Source organism: Paenibacillus sp. FSL H7-0331 (genome assembly GCF_001956045.1).
In genome coordinates, this window is sequence record NZ_MRTH01000008.1 from 105,188 (window position 1) to 120,106 (window position 14,919).

Sequence of the window (14,919 nt, forward strand, 5' to 3'; positions counted from 1 at the left end):
TCACTGTGAATCGGCTGCAATCGAGCAGGAAGGGGCGGACTATGTCTGTCCCTTTTCTGTGTATCGGATTAATGACCCTGATGCTGGTTGTTGGCATTATTGCCCTCACATCAGGTGTCAAAGGATTGGGTTGGCATAATCTCTCGGAATTGATGAGTCTGGAGCCATCCAATCTGCTCGTGTATAAGGTCTGGTATGTAAGACTGCCACGTGCCGTGCTGGCTGTTATTGTGGGAAGCGGTTTGGCCGTAGCCGGATGCCTGCTGCAGGGGATCACCAGGAATCCATTGTCAGATCCTGAAATTATGGGGATTAATCAGGGTGCTGTGTTTTTTGTCGTGGCGTCCCTGGCCTGGTTTGGATTGAAGGATGTGACGGTTACCATTCTGATAGCGGCCTTCCTGGGTGCAGCAGTTGGAGGCAGCATCGTCTATGGCTTGTCTCAGGTTTCTGGCTACACGGCCATACGGCTGCTGCTGGCAGGGGTGTCGGTCTCATTGTTCATGGGCGCGTTAACGACAGGACTTATTATTTTACACGATGACCGCTTGTCGGAAATTTTGTATTGGATGGCAGGCAAGCTGTCCGGAACGAACTGGACTGATGTACAGTTAAGCTTGATCAGCATCGTTCCAGCTATGATTGCCAGTATGTTTCTGGCTAATCAATTTAACATATTCGTGCTTGGTGAGGATGCGGCCCGAGGACTTGGACAGCACATTGTATGGGTGCGCCGCGCTGCTTTTATTCTGGTTATTGTGCTTGTGGGTGGTGCGGTTGCCTTGTGTGGGCCGATTGGATTCGTCGGTTTGATGATCCCTCATATCGTTAGAGCATGGGTTGGAACGGATTATCGGATATTGATTCCGATCTCGGCGCTAACGGGTGCCTGCCTCCTGCTGGTGGCTGACACAGCCGGACAGTGGATTCTGTACCCTACCGATACACCGGTCGGCATTATAACGGCGCTGCTCGGTACCCCGTTTTTTTTGTATTTGATGCGCCGCAAAAGGGAGGAGGGTTAAATGCTGAAGCTGAATCCTCTGCGGAGATTTATCATTACCATGATCGCAGGATGCTTGCTGCTGCTGATCTTTGCTGTATTATCATTACGTCTTGGTGCCGTAGAAATTCCCTTCGAGCAGTTAATGGAGGAGCTGATCGCGCATTCTGGTGTGGTATACGATTATCGGATGCCACGTTTGCTCATTGCGATGCTGATCGGCATCAATATGTCATTATCCGGGTCGATCCTGCAAGGAGTGGCACGGAATCCGTTAGCCGCACCCGATTTGATGGGAATTACAGCAGGTGGGGGTCTCGTTACCGTGCTGATGATTCTGGCTGTGCCGAATTATTCGGCTGCTTCACTGCCACTGTTCGCTTTTATCGGGGCTGTGTGCGCCAGTATGCTGGTGTACGGTTTGGCATATAAAAATGGGATTCGTCCGGAACGTCTCATCCTCTGTGGGGTAGCTGTTAGCGGCGGTCTGCATGCTTTGATTACACTGCTTGTTGTTAAATTTGCTCCGTCGGCGGCTCAGGCGCTGATTTGGCTAAAAGGAAGCCTGTATGCCCGTTCCTGGGAACATGTCGATATGATATGGCCGTGGACAGTGATTGGCGTCCTATTGGCGCTGATGAGCAGCCGGTATTTGAATACGTTGCTGTTAAGTGAAGAGACCGTTCGTGGGCTCGGTATGCGTATCGAAACGGCGCGGCTGTTCCTGATTGCCGTTGCTGTAGCTTTGGCGGCGAGTGTAGTTGCAGTCGCTGGTGCTATAGGCTTTATCGGCTTGATCATCCCGCATCTGGCCCGTCTGCTAGTAGGCTCGAATTTCCGATATGTCCTGCCGGTTTCCGCTTTGCTTGGTGCTGTACTGGTGAGCGCCGCCGATACGGTCGGGCGCATTATTATGCCACCGGTAGAAATCCCCGTCGGGATTATGATATCTTTGATTGGAGCCCCGTATTTCCTGTATTTGCTGCTGCGCATAAAGAAAAGGGTTTAGCGATAGGCGCTGCCTGCAGGGGCTACATTGACGGTCGGATGAGAGGAGCGAACCCATGACGCAACGAACACTGGTGATCAGCGATATTCATGGCTGCTACGAGCCATTTAATCAGCTTTTGGATTTGATGAGCTACGAGCCCAAGGTGGACCAATTAATATTGCTTGGGGATTATGTCGATCGCGGTCCGCACAGCAAAGAGGTAGTCGAGCAGATTAGGAAGATGGTTCAGGATGATGACGTGATTGCGCTGCGTGGAAACCATGATCAGCGGTTCATCGATATCGTCCGGACTGAGGATCATCTGGTCAGCTCCAAATTTGTTGACCATGGGGGTAAACAAACGATGATGAGTTATCTGAACATCGACACAATCGATTATACAATGATCCATGAAGAGCTGGAGACGTTCAAGCAGTTGGTTCGCACTGAGCATGCGGCACATGTAGCCTTTCTGGAGAGCTTGCCCTATTATTACGAGGGACCTGCTCATATCTTCGTTCATGCGGGACTGGACCCGAAATATGTGGATTGGAGGAATCAGCCAACCCGAGAATTTATGTATATTAAAGACCCCTTTTTCAAAAACAAAACGGTGGTCAATAAAATCGTGGTATTCGGACATACGAAAACGAAAGATATTCAAGGAACGCCGGACATTTGGTTTGGTGGCGACAAGATTGGTGTAGACGGTGGCTGTGCGTTTGGCATGCAGCTGAATGGCCTGGAGATCACAGATACCGACACGTATCGTACATTCAAGGTTCAAGCATAGACTATTAGCGCTGTTCTTGGCGTGCTTGTACGCGGTTCTGTAGCTTGCATGAATTGGTTGTCTATGAGTCCCCTTGTTCCTTTCTTCCGTGTGGCCTGGAGGCAACGCCTTTGAACTTGAAGTCGGAGGGGGGGCGGCCATACTGCTCCTTAAACTGTCGACTGAACAAATAAATATTGCCATAGCCAAGCGCCTCTGCAACCTGGGAAACATTCATAGAGGTCTCCTGCAAGAGATGGAGCGCCCGTTCCAGCCTTGCCTCAGTCATATAATGCTTCAAAGACATCCCCATATTTCGCTTGAACAGCTTGTTCAAATATTCAGGGGACATGCTGACTTGGTCAGCCAGCTCCTGATGACTGATCCGGTAACCCGGCACATCCTTGATAAGGGCAACGACACGCGAAAGCAGTTGTCCGTGCTTATCCTCCCTCAGTCGGGTTTCCGGAACATTCGCCTGGCTGCGGAGCAGTTGAAACCACAGCTGCTTCATAATCAGATCAAACTCCAATTCTTTCCACACGAATTTCCGCTCTTCCAGCTCCATTATCCGATTCAGCATCGTTTCAAAAGCATACGTTTCCGTGATAACGGTATGCCGCTCAGGTATATACGCACGGCTTGCATCTTCTTCAAGGGGAGGGGCGTATTGAAAATGAATAAAAATGACCTGCAGCCGATCCTCGGACAGCTGTGTCGCCTGAGGACTGTCCCCAGGGCGAACGAGAAAGCAGCTGCCCTTACGGATCGGATAAGACTGTCCTTGAATACGCATTTCGCCTCTGCCTGAGAGTGCATACCACAGATCATAGTCATGCAAAGGCGGCGGATTCCAGTTCCAGCCTTCCTCACAGCGTGCTTTTCCACTATTACCAGATCGGATAAAAATAATTTGTTCTTGAAGCTTGTTGATATCCATGGAATCTCCGCCATCCCGTCCAAGGTTCATTGTAGAATCGTTCTCCACTTATTATAGCAAAATGTAAGGCGACATGACTGATTATGACGCTAAGCCTGCAAGTCATTGACGACATCTAAGCAGATGAGTAACGCGAGCTCAGTTCTTCAGCAAAAAGAAGCCTCCCAAACCACGTTTACTCTGTGATTTAGGAGGCTTTGTGCTGTGTAGTTATTCAAATTATTCCATTGATATTGAATGTAACAGACTCAGACTATTGTCCACTCAGCACTCGGCTTTGGTCATCTCATTCGTAAACCAGCGTTTGTATTCCTTCGGAGACATCTTGACAGCCGTTTCAGGTGCATAATGAAATTGCAGGGAGCGTCTGCGTTTCTCCGAGAAATTCGGTGGTGTACCATGAAGCGTCATCCCGTGAAATATAAGAACACCGCCGGGTGCAAGCGGAACGATGACATCCTGCTCAACCCTTACACTGGTGTCACACACCTGCCAATCGCGAACGGCATAATGGGGAACCGGACCTTCCATATGTGAGCGCGGGATCACGTGCATACAGCCGTTATCGGCTCCTGCAGGGTCAAGTGCAATCCATACGCCAATGACCGGTTTCTCATAAGTCAGATTGCCGTAGGCCATATCCTGATGCCAAGGCTTCTCGGCGCCGCCATGCGGAGGCTTCAATATTCCCTGCTGCTGCACAAGCTTAGGGGTGTCAGTGAACAGGCTGCTCAGCAATTGCATCATACCCTCGTGGTAGGCAAGATGATGCAGACGCGGATCATGCTCGACAAAACGTTCGATTTTGCGAATCGCCAGCTCCTTCTCAAAGTCATTTTTCAGTTGATCGCGCGGCTTGACGAACTGCAGCTGGGGTCCCTTCACACGCTCCATAATAATGTCCATGATCGCTTCGAGCGATGTGTTGACTTCTTCCTGATTGAAAACGTTATCAACAACCATATAACCCTGCTTCCAAAAATCGGCAATGTCAGTCTCGGTTACATTTGCCAACGAATCGATATGATTGGTTGCGGGATTGTCATAACGATACATTGTGGCATTGATACGTTCAGCAAGTGCGACTTCTTCTTCTGTTGCATAATTATAAAGCGATGGTACGGTTTCCATGTCGCTCACCTCTTATTTGTATTTGATAGTTGTATCTTAGCACCTGCGCATGTCCGCTTTGAATGCATTGAAACTGATAATCTTTATACTGAAACGGACAAATGAAATAAACTCAAAAATTTGCAAGGTGATTTGTACCGATTTGCAAGATTTTTTTAATGCATTCAAGAAACTGCGGGGCTATAGTAAGCACGACAAGAGATTTACGATCCCAATCATTAGCCATCTAAATCATAAATATCCGACAACCTTTTGTTCATTCCCTTTGAGGAATGCAAAAGGTTATTTGGTGTGAAAAGAGTGCAAACGGTACGGGATATGTATATTTCCGGGCGGTTTGAATGATCATAAGCAAAGCCGATTGGCCCTATCGGAACTCTGAGATCACTCGAAAAGGCGGAATTCACTTGAATCATACGAAGAAACTCGAACTCGCGGCTGTCGCATCGATTCCGATTATTATGACATTGGCCAATTCCATGCTGATCCCTTTGCTGCCGATTATGGAGAAAAAGCTGGGGATTTCCTCCGTCCAATCGAGTTTAATTATTACCGTTTATGCGGCAATTGCGATTATATGCATTCCTATAGCCGGTTATTTGTCTGATCGCTTCGGACGAAAAAAAATTATTATACCGAGTCTGATTCTCGCTGCGATTGGAGGGGGCATATCGGGTTCGGGTGCTTGGTTAATGGATGGTATGGCTGCCTATTGGGTCATACTGGCGGGTAGATTCGTACAGGGGATTGGAGCCGCCGGTGCCTTTCCTATCGTGATACCGCTCGTGGGGGACATGTTCCAAAGCGAGGAGGAGGTTACAAGCGGATTGGGCATCGTAGAGACCTCGAATACATTCGGGAAGGTGCTCAGTCCTATACTGGGTTCTGCGTTGGCTCTGCTGGTCTGGTTTCTGCCTTTTCTTATTATTCCCTTCTTCTGTCTGATCTCGATTCTGGCGGTAGCTTTTCTGATCAAGGTCCCCGGCAATAAGCAGGGGGAAAAGGTGACGCTAAAAGCCTTTATTACTTCAATCAAACAAATTCTGCAGCAAAAGGGACGTTGGCTATATGCCATATTTGGCATTGGCGGAATTGGTATGTATATTTTGTTCGGATTTTTATTTTACCTGTCTACCATGCTGGAAGAGCAATACCACATTGAAGGGATACGGAAAGGCCTTCTGCTGGCGATTCCGCTGACAGCCGTCTGCCTATTTTCCTATGTGACGGGCAAGCTGGTAGGGGAGAACAAGCAGCGGATGAAATGGTTTACCTTCATAGGGCTCATTATTGTGACTGCAGCTATGCTGGTATGTGGATGGATTCCTACCAAGGGATTGCTGCTGCTGCTAACCCTGCTATTCGCCGCCGGGCTTGGTATTGGGGCGGCCTTGCCTTGTCTGGATGCGCTGATTACGGAAGGCATCGATAAAAAGCAGCGCGGCACGATTACTTCACTTTACAGCAGTATGCGATTTATAGGCGTTGCGGCTGGTCCACCGGTCACTTCCCTGCTCCTGGGTAAAGAGCCCTTATTATTCTATACGTTCGCCGCTATTGCAGGGGTGGGCGGGTTATGTGCATTACTTGCGATTAAACCCAAATCGTCATCGACGGGTTAAAGAGTAACTGATGGATAACTCAGTTACTCTTATTTTGGATTCCGGTTGATGCATCTGTGCTCATTTTGAGCAAAAATTGCTTTGGCGTACAGCCATTAAATCGCTTGAACATTTCATAGAAATGAGCCATGTTCTCGATTCCGATTGATTCAGCAATTTCCGTAATCGTCATGGAGCTGGTGAGAAGCAGCTGTTCAGCACGAGAAATCCGTTTTCGGTTAACATATTCGGTAAATGTAAGGCTCATTGTCTTTTTGAAAAACTTGGAAAAATAGGAGTAGCTCATATTCGCCAGCTTGCTCACTTCCTCCATATCGATCTTTTCGCATAAATGCTGGTCCACATGCTCAAGTATGGGCCGCAATAAGAGGGTGCCGTCCGCGATATTACCTTTCAGCAAATTTCTGTGGTCTCCCCGCAGCATCGTCAGCAATATGTGGCGGATATAAATGCTGGTTGCGATCTCATAGCCTTTGTCGCGTCCCATCATTTCTTCATGAATGCGGAGAATGAAGCCGGCTACTTCTTCTCTAAGATGCTGGTCTTCACGAAACATCTCGTTTAGCGTTTCAAGAGGCTGGTGGATTTCAGAGAAATGCGGATAATACATCATCATCGTAGGATCAAAATAAGGCTGCAAATCTACATGAAGCACGATATAGACGAGATCTTCATCACTGAGCTTGTTACCCCAGTGCAGCTGGGAGGAGCCAATGACCATAATATCGCCTGGATTCAGGATATATCGATTAGTAAGCGTATGCATACCATGAATACCTGAACGTACATAAATAAATTCGACTTCTGGATGATGGTGCCAGGTTAAGTTAATAGGAGGGGTGACGGCAACGCTGCCGCTCGAAGTAAACTCCCAGACTTTGATATGTAGAAGAGGATTCTGGTAATGAATCGGTTCTTTATAAATGTTCATTAAATCTCTCCTGTATGGCTACCAGCCGACAAATTAGGATAGTAATTCAGCAAAAGCGGTCATACAAGTCACCTTCATCTAGTTGTATCTTGAATGTAGAACTATTATACAACAATCAGAGAAGAGGGATACATATGAAAGTCGCTGTAGTTGGCTGTGGAGGCATGGGAAACATACATGCTGAATGCTATGCGAACATATCCGGAGTCACGGTTACAGGTGTTTGCGACATGTTGGAAGAACGGGCACAGCAATTGGCTGCCAAGGTGGGTGCCAAAGCTTATGTGTCTCTTGCCGATATGTTGGCACACAGCGATTGTGAAATCGTGAGTATTACGCTTCCGAGCTATTTGCATAAATCGGCTGTAATTGAGGCGGCTAAAGCTGGTAAGCATGTGATTTGTGAAAAACCGATTGCGCTCCATCTGGAGGACGCTGCAGAAATGATTGAGGTCTGCAAACGTCATAACGTCAGGCTGTTCGTCGGACATGTTGTCCGCTTTTTTTCGGAATATGTTCAGATGAAGCAGCAGATTGACGATGGCTCGATTGGTCGGCTTGGCGTTGCACATGCGAAGCGGATAGGCGTACATCCCGGTGACATTCGTCCTTGGTATCGGGAGGATGACAAAAGCGGTGGTGTGGTATTGGATTTAATGGTGCACGATATCGATTACATGCGCTGGGTTGCAGGTGAAGTCCGCTCGGTGTTCGCGCAGCACAAGCATAATGATCAAGTGGACTATGCAACGGCAACGCTTGTATTCGAAAGCGAGGCTGTCGCTAATCTGGAAGCATATTGGGGATATCCGGGAGCATTCACAACAGCAGTTGAGTTTGCCGGAAGCGGCGGTGTCATCCGCACTGACAGATCGACCTCCAAATCGCTGCAAGTACGTAAACCGGCTGCTTCGTTAAGCAAGGGACCTTTCGTGGAGGTGCCGGAAAGCCCGGGATATGAAACTCCTTATGAGAAGGAGCTGCGTCATTTTATCGAATGCGTTCGCGACAACCGGGAATCGGTCGTTACTCCTGAGGATGCTTATAAAGCGCTGGAAATCGCTCTTGCTGTCGTTCAGTCTGTTCAAACCGGGAAGGTTATCACAATAGGTCAAGACAAACGGGAGGTATCGCCGACATGACAAAATTAAAAGTAGGTATGATCAGCTTTGCTCACGGACATGCCCATTCATATCTGAAATCCCTTCTGGAGCTGCCTGAGGTCGAGATCGTCGGCATTGCCGATGAAAAGAGCAGCAGAGTGGAGTCTGTGGTAAGCAAGCATGGACTACGATATTTTGCGGATTATCAGGAATTGCTGAAGACGGATGCTGACGCTGTGGTCATCTGCTCGGAAAATGTGAACCATGCTGGGCAGGTTATCGCTGCCGCTGAAGCGGGTAAGCACGTTTTGTGTGAAAAACCACTTGGCTTATCCGTTGCAGAAATGGAGCGTATGATCGAAGTCTGTGAAACGAACGGTGTTCAGCTGATGACGGCGTTCCCATGCCGCTATCTGGCAGCCGTAGCGAAGGCGAAGAAGGCAGTTGAGCAAGGTGAAATCGGCGAGATCCTGGCGATTAAAGGGACGAATCGCGGAACCGCACCCGGAGGCTGGTTCACAGAGCCCGGCTTATCGGGCGGGGGTGCGCTGCTGGATCACACCGTCCACGTGATGGATCTTATGAACTGGTTCACCGGGTCCAAAGTGACAGATGTTTACGCATATTGCAATACTCTGTTTCATGAGGGACTGGAGGTTGACGATGCGGGGATGATTCATGTCAAGTTTGCGAATGGTACGATTGGTGTGCTGGACACAAGCTGGTCAAGGCCTAAATCATTTCCAACATGGGGCGATGTGACGATGGAAATCATCGGATCGAAAGGACATCTATCTATCGATGCTTTTGCCCAGAGCAACATGCTTTACAGCGACTCCTTGGGGAAAGGTGTAAGTATGTTCTATGGTGATCCGATGGACTTTTACATGGTAAAGGCATTCGTTCATGCGCTGCTTGCTGGCGAGTCGGTACCGATTACGGGATTGGATGGCCTGCGTTCGACCGAAGTTGCCCTTGCCGGTTATCGATCCGTGAAGCAGGGAGAGTCCGTGGCGATATCATACGATCAGTAAATCCACCCACAACGCAAAAAGCTTTGCCACTAAAGTACGATGGCGAAGCTTTTTTGCACTTATCAAGGAAGGGTGGTTTGCCTCTTATTTAGAAGCCTTCTCGACAGTATGGCGTAAAAGAATTTCATTATCAAGAATAAGATTATTCGTCCAGACGAAGGAGCCTTTTTTGAATTCATTGCTAAAATTCGTATATTCCCGCTTATTATCGACTCCTACCGTTGCTGCTGAATAGGTGACAGCCTGCGGCCATGAAGAGTCATTGAAATCGGCAGCATACCAATTGTCAGGAATAGCAAAGTGGGCAGCATAACAATTTGCCGCACATGACGGAGCTTTAGAAGCATTGGGAGTGGATCGGACCGTCCTGCCATTCTTCTCCTCGATTACCAGATCAGTTTTGTTCATTAGGGGGGCGATGTAGTAGCTTTGTGCCTTCCAGCGGTTATCCGTCACGGTACCATCGCTGAAGGTTGCAACTATACCGGCATCTCCGGGATGATATTTGTTGCCTTTGTTATCCTCGGTACCGAGGCCAAGATTTTCTTCCCAATCGACAACCTTAAACGCATAGGTCATCGGGTATGCAGCTTTGAAACGGACGACATGAGAGTTGAATGGTGTGAAAGGAACAGCGTCCTTGACTGCGGGCTTGCCATTGACATATAGCTCGAAATAGTTATCTGCAAAAATGTAACCAGTGATGATCGTACCGTCTGGATCGATTTCAATGACAGGAACTTTGTTTAAGTCAACGGCTGCGAGATTTGGATGTAAGACATTTGTGCATGGATTAAGCAAGTCAGAAGCATCAGGAAGCTTATTGTTCACAATAGTGGGGACTGTCCAGGTTTTGCCGTCCTCTGACTTGATCTCTCCAACGGCACTGACACGCCCTCCCTTGCAAGTAAGCAACCCGGGATTAATGGTGGTGGCCGCACCCTTCGTGAAGCTTGCCTGCTCGGATGCAGTTGGCACTGATAGTGGGGGAGCCGTTGTCGTCGTTGCGGGCAATATCGTTCCGTTCGTGTTGGTGCAAGCGCTGATGAGCAGCATGGCTGAAAGATAAAGTACATGAGCAAAATGCATAAGATCATCTCCACAGATTTAATTTATATTTAGTGTACGATGGCAGTGTGTCAGGAGCATGTCAAAATAGTTGGATTTTATGAATATATCTTAGCTCTTTTCCATGCTGGTTTAGGTCAGGTCAATCGTGGTAATCATGAACAAAGAGAACCTAAACCGCAGAACGAAGGAGTGAAGTGAAATGAATGCTGATCACCCATCCGCCGGGGGCAAAATCCCGGAATCCCCACAATCGTATTGGATCGAATCCGCTCCTCCGAGCTCGTTCCCGCCGCTTAACGAGAATATCGATGTCGATTATGCAATTGTTGGCGCCGGGATCACGGGTATTACGCTTGCCTATCTGTTAGCCGAAAAAGGTCATCGGGTCGCACTATTCGAAGCTAATCAGATTATTCACGGAACCACAGGTAATACAACGGCCAAAATAACCGTGCAGCATGACCTTATCTACGATGAATTAATTAAAAATTTTGGCGTGGATCAGGCGCTGCTTTATTATAAAGCTAACAACGAGGCGATGAAGTTTATTCAGCGTACGGCAGCCGATCTGCACATCGATAGTGAGTGGTCGGAGGAGGACGCTTATTTATACGCCCAGACCGCCGAATCAGCCAATAAACTGGAGCTGGAGTATAAAGCCTACGAGAAGCTGGGGATACCCGGGGAGTTGGTGCAAAATATTCCGTTACCTATCGAAGTCCGCGCGGCACTCAGGCTGTCTGGGCAGGCGCAATTTCACCCTGTGAAATTTATGAATGGGTTACTAGCCCATTTTGTTAAAGCAGGGGGCCGGGTATACGAGCATACAAGGATCGATGGAAAAGTGGAACAAGGAGATCGTCAGAAAATCTGGACGATGGATGGAAAGCAGATTACTTGCCGTCATGTGATTGCAAGCTCCCATTTTCCGTTCTATGACGGACTTGGTCTGTATTTTACCCGACTCCATGCGGAACGCTCCTATATTATTGCCGTGAAGCCGATCACCGACTATCCAGGCGGGATGTATCTGAGTGTGGACGAGCCTAAGCGCTCGTTGAGATCGGTAACGATTAATGGTGAGCAGATGGTACTGATCGGTGGGGAGACGCATAAAACAGGACAGGGGGAGCCGACCTACGAGTATTATCAGAATCTTGAACGGTTCGGGGAGCAAACATTCGGTATTCAAGACATTCCATACCGCTGGTCTGCACAGGATTTGCTGACGTTGGACAAGGTCCCTTATATTGGTCCCATAACGGCAAGTCATCCCAATGTTTGGGTGGCTACCGGATATAAAAAATGGGGCATGACCACAGGGATAGCAGCTGCGCTGCTGCTGAAAGATCAGCTCATGGGACAAGAGAATCCTTATACCGAGTTGTTTACCCCTTCACGGTTTAAACCAGATCCTGGTATTAAAAATTTGATTGTTGAGAATTTTGATGTGGCCAAGCAACTGATCGGTGGCAAGCTGGAAGCTGTTTCGAGGAAGGCTGATTCGTTAGGATTGGATGAAGGTTCGGTGATCCAAATAAACGGAAAACGTGCGGGGGCGTATCGAGATACGGAAGGGAAGCTGCATCTTGTCGATACGACCTGTACCCATATGGGCTGCGAGGTCAAATGGAACAATGGGGATAGATCCTGGGATTGCCCATGTCACGGCTCACGCTTTAATTTTAAGGGTGAGGTGCTTGAAGGCCCAGCCTTACAACCATTGCCAACAATCGATTATGATGGATAAGTAGTAAAAGGGAGAGCCCACGCTGAGTAGGTTCTCCCTTTGATTTGTGATGATACTATATGGCTCTGATCCGATTGTTCCTGGGATTGTGTTCAACCTCCGCAAGTCCCAGCTGTTCCATTAGAGGAGGTAGGTACATGCCCAATCGACCACGCAGCCCCTTTTTCAACCCGTACCATCCACCGACCGGATTTTCAGGTGAACGTCCCCAGGCTTCAACCGTGCCTTCTTTGACAGGCTTCTGCTCATCAGCACTGCCAAGCTCCATCCAGTCACCATGTTGTTTGAGCATGGCATATAAGTCGTCGACACAACGATAGTCATAATGTAATACCGTTTTGCCTACTGTGCAAACTAAAATGGCTTTTCCATCTTTTTCGTCCTTGTACATTTCGTAATCAGATGTCAGAGGAGGAGTTTTTAATTGCCAAGGATTTTCTTTGGTTCCTTGTACTGTCGACATATCAGGGCTCCTTTAGTTTTCTATTTGCGTGACTGCACGGGAACGGCGTTGAAATATTCCTCTAAAGTTATGTTTTTTTGAGCCAGTTCTTTGGATAACTGTGTTCCTACATAACGCAAATGCCAAGGTTCATATTGATAGCCCGTAATGGATTCCTTGCCATCGGGATAACGAATGATGAATCCATATTCAGTGGCATGGCTATCCAGCCACTTCGCTTCTTTGGTAACGGCAAAGCAATTTTGTGCGGCGCATTTGCCGTTGCTGCCTGATACATCAATCGCAAGTCCGGTCTCATGCTCGCTGTGGCCAGGTAAGGCGCTGTAGGTTTTGGCCTTCTCTTCACCATCTTGTTTTACATAGTTGTTATATAACGTTTTTTGTGTGGCGTAGGATCTGTAAGCAGAAACTCCGGCCAAGCTGATCCCGTCTTTTTTGGCCCCTGCAAACAAGGTTTCCAGAGCTGTAGCGGCTTCCTTGCGCATTTTGCGTTTATCGATTTTTTCAGTGAATGTAAAAGGAACATTCGGATAGACCAAATCCTTCGGCTCATAGCTTTCAGGGAGGGCCTGCTGTTTATTGACGAGCACCGTAATGCTTTCCGGGCTGGTCACGACCTGAATCGCGCCTGGTTTGGACGGAGTGGAATCCGTAGCTTTTCCCACGGTGCCTGGGGTAGCGCCTGAATTGCCGGATTGAGAACCGGTTTGGCTCACATTGGGAGCAGCGGTCTGATTGTTTGCTGGAGTGCCAGGCTGCGTAATGGGTTGGTTGGCATTATTAGCAGCAGGTTTCTTATCGGTTGCAGATGCTGATGTACCACTATTCGTTGATGAAGCAGCAGGTGGGGATTGAACAGTTGGGGTCTTGGGATCTCCGCCACATCCGCTGAATACAGATAAAGCTATTGTCAGGCATACAACAGTGAGCATAGGTTTGTTTGTCATGGTTATCTCCTTGCTGATTAAAATGAATAAGCATTTGTCCTTAATGATTTAAACTCCAAATAGACCGAAAAGGTTTCAATCTATTGTAGCTTAACTCATGGTAATAGTCTAAATATGTAACTAATCTGACACAGACAACAAATTTTACTGGAACAAAATGTAATCAGGCTTCGTCTATATGATATAAATGTCAGCTTCTGAAGCAAAATTCGTGTTGAAATCTGAATGATGCTAACGAAGTCAGCTCTCTGCTAAAGCTCATAGGAGGAAAAGAAAAGTGAAAAGAGGACTTGTTGGTTTGTATACGCTTTTATTTGTGTTTGCAACGTTTATCGCGGTGCCACAGCCTTCTCAGGCGTGCTCCTGTGCCAAGAAGCCATCCGTTCAGGAGGAGCTGCAGAGGAAGACGGCCATATTTGCAGGCAAGGTTGTGAAGCTCTCAGAACCACACACAGGTTTCTTTAGCTCATCTGCTGATCCTGTGACCGTAACATTCGCGGTGTCTAACGTCTGGAAAGGAGAGGTGCGAGCCGAGTTGAATGTGAACACGCCTATAAGCGGTTCCAGCTGCGGCTACAGCTTTGAAATGAACCGGGAGTATCTGGTATATGCCAGCAGCGACGGCAGTGGTAAGCAAACCACAATGCTGTGTGATGGCACGAAGCCGTTAAGCGGTTCTGCGGACGATCTGGCCGTGCTTGGTGCTGGAGATAAGCCGCCAGCCCTGACGCATTCTTTTGCACCTGTGGGGGGTATCCCGCTCTTTATCTATGTGTCTGTGGTAGTTTCTTTTGTTGTTGCCTTATTGCTTTGCTTTTGGGGAATTCAGATTGGTTATGGTATATACCTCTCTAGAAAGTATATTCGTGAGCTGCCGGATATCAGAAAGTCGATGGATCAGGGTAAGCTGCCGTCTGAAGTGGAATTTGTTGTGAAGCTCAGTAGGGAGAAGATGGGAAAACGTATTGGGGTAGGCTTGATTAGTATCGCAGCAGCTGCCATAATCGCCGCAATTGTGTATGCACTGTTGATGAGTATGTATACGAGCTGAGGGGATAGGTTCTCAAAATGAACGGGATCGCACCACGGGGTCCTGTTTTTTGTTTTTCAAGGGTCAGAGCCATTTGGTCAATGAGGACTGTTATTTCAGCGGGAGGAGCT

The 14,919-nt window shown here is 48.0% G+C and carries 14 protein-coding genes; 8 read left to right on the forward strand and 6 right to left on the reverse strand.

Annotation, left to right across the window (positions count from 1 at the left end; genetic code table 11):
• Positions 1–5 precede the first annotated feature (5 nt).
• From BK127_RS13895 to BK127_RS13905, 3 genes are read left to right on the forward strand one after another with little or no spacing between them, the layout of a single operon-like run.
• Positions 6–1,025 (forward strand): FecCD family ABC transporter permease, encoded by a 1,020-nt coding sequence (locus BK127_RS13895; protein WP_256711298.1) that lies wholly within the window; start codon positions 6–8, stop codon positions 1,023–1,025.
• A complete protein-coding gene (locus BK127_RS13900) occupies positions 1,026–2,012 on the forward strand; it encodes a FecCD family ABC transporter permease (protein ID WP_076230937.1) in 987 nt (328 codons plus the stop codon). It abuts the gene before it with no gap.
• A 55-nt stretch (positions 2,013–2,067) separates the two neighbouring features.
• Entirely contained in the window at positions 2,068–2,787 is a 720-nt protein-coding gene (locus BK127_RS13905; protein WP_076230939.1) for a metallophosphoesterase family protein, read from the forward strand.
• Positions 2,788–2,848: 61 nt separating this feature from the next.
• Here the strand turns inward: BK127_RS13905 and BK127_RS13910 are convergent, their stop codons facing one another.
• A complete protein-coding gene (locus BK127_RS13910) occupies positions 2,849–3,736 on the reverse strand; it encodes a helix-turn-helix domain-containing protein (protein ID WP_076230942.1) in 888 nt (295 codons plus the stop codon).
• A 234-nt stretch (positions 3,737–3,970) separates the two neighbouring features.
• The gene (locus BK127_RS13915; RefSeq protein WP_076230945.1) at positions 3,971–4,837 is read right to left on the reverse strand and encodes a phytanoyl-CoA dioxygenase family protein; all 867 of its coding nucleotides are present in this window, start codon (positions 4,835–4,837) and stop codon (positions 3,971–3,973) included.
• A gap of 407 nt (positions 4,838–5,244) precedes the next feature.
• Here BK127_RS13915 and BK127_RS13920 point away from each other — a divergent pair, with 407 nt between their 5' ends.
• On the forward strand, positions 5,245–6,459 hold the full coding sequence (locus BK127_RS13920; protein WP_256711299.1) for an MFS transporter: 1,215 nt from the start codon (positions 5,245–5,247) through the stop codon (positions 6,457–6,459).
• A 19-nt stretch (positions 6,460–6,478) separates the two neighbouring features.
• Here BK127_RS13920 and BK127_RS13925 read toward each other — a convergent pair whose 3' ends face one another.
• Positions 6,479–7,390: a helix-turn-helix domain-containing protein gene (locus BK127_RS13925; protein WP_076230947.1), complete on the reverse strand. Its 912-nt coding sequence runs from the start codon at positions 7,388–7,390 to the stop codon at positions 6,479–6,481.
• A 134-nt stretch (positions 7,391–7,524) separates the two neighbouring features.
• Here BK127_RS13925 and BK127_RS13930 point away from each other — a divergent pair, with 134 nt between their 5' ends.
• Together BK127_RS13930 and BK127_RS13935 are read left to right on the forward strand one after the other, a co-directional pair.
• Positions 7,525–8,532, forward strand: a complete 1,008-nt coding sequence (locus BK127_RS13930; RefSeq protein WP_076230949.1) for a Gfo/Idh/MocA family protein — start codon at positions 7,525–7,527, stop codon at positions 8,530–8,532.
• Entirely contained in the window at positions 8,529–9,527 is a 999-nt protein-coding gene (locus tag BK127_RS13935; RefSeq protein WP_076230951.1) for a Gfo/Idh/MocA family protein, read from the forward strand. The genes BK127_RS13930 and BK127_RS13935 overlap by 4 nt, the downstream gene beginning before the upstream one ends.
• An 84-nt stretch (positions 9,528–9,611) precedes the next feature.
• Here BK127_RS13935 and BK127_RS13940 read toward each other — a convergent pair whose 3' ends face one another.
• On the reverse strand, positions 9,612–10,616 hold the full coding sequence (locus BK127_RS13940) for a hypothetical protein (RefSeq protein WP_076230953.1): 1,005 nt from the start codon (positions 10,614–10,616) through the stop codon (positions 9,612–9,614).
• 181 nt (positions 10,617–10,797) lie between these two features.
• On the opposite strand from BK127_RS13940, the gene BK127_RS13945 reads away from it, so the two are divergent.
• Entirely contained in the window at positions 10,798–12,348 is a 1,551-nt protein-coding gene (locus BK127_RS13945; RefSeq protein WP_076230955.1) for an FAD-dependent oxidoreductase, read from the forward strand.
• Between the two features lie 55 nt (positions 12,349–12,403).
• Here the strand turns inward: BK127_RS13945 and BK127_RS13950 are convergent, their stop codons facing one another.
• Both BK127_RS13950 and BK127_RS13955 read right to left on the reverse strand, forming a co-directional pair.
• Positions 12,404–12,811 carry a DUF6855 family protein gene (locus tag BK127_RS13950; protein ID WP_076230957.1) on the reverse strand — a complete coding sequence of 136 codons (408 nt, stop codon included), beginning with the start codon at positions 12,809–12,811 and terminating at the stop codon, positions 12,404–12,406.
• 20 nt (positions 12,812–12,831) lie between these two features.
• Positions 12,832–13,758: a M15 family metallopeptidase gene (locus BK127_RS13955; protein WP_076230959.1), complete on the reverse strand. Its 927-nt coding sequence runs from the start codon at positions 13,756–13,758 to the stop codon at positions 12,832–12,834.
• Between the two features lie 277 nt (positions 13,759–14,035).
• Here BK127_RS13955 and BK127_RS13960 point away from each other — a divergent pair, with 277 nt between their 5' ends.
• A complete protein-coding gene (locus BK127_RS13960) occupies positions 14,036–14,809 on the forward strand; it encodes a hypothetical protein (protein WP_076230962.1) in 774 nt (257 codons plus the stop codon).
• Positions 14,810–14,919: the final 110 nt, after the last annotated feature.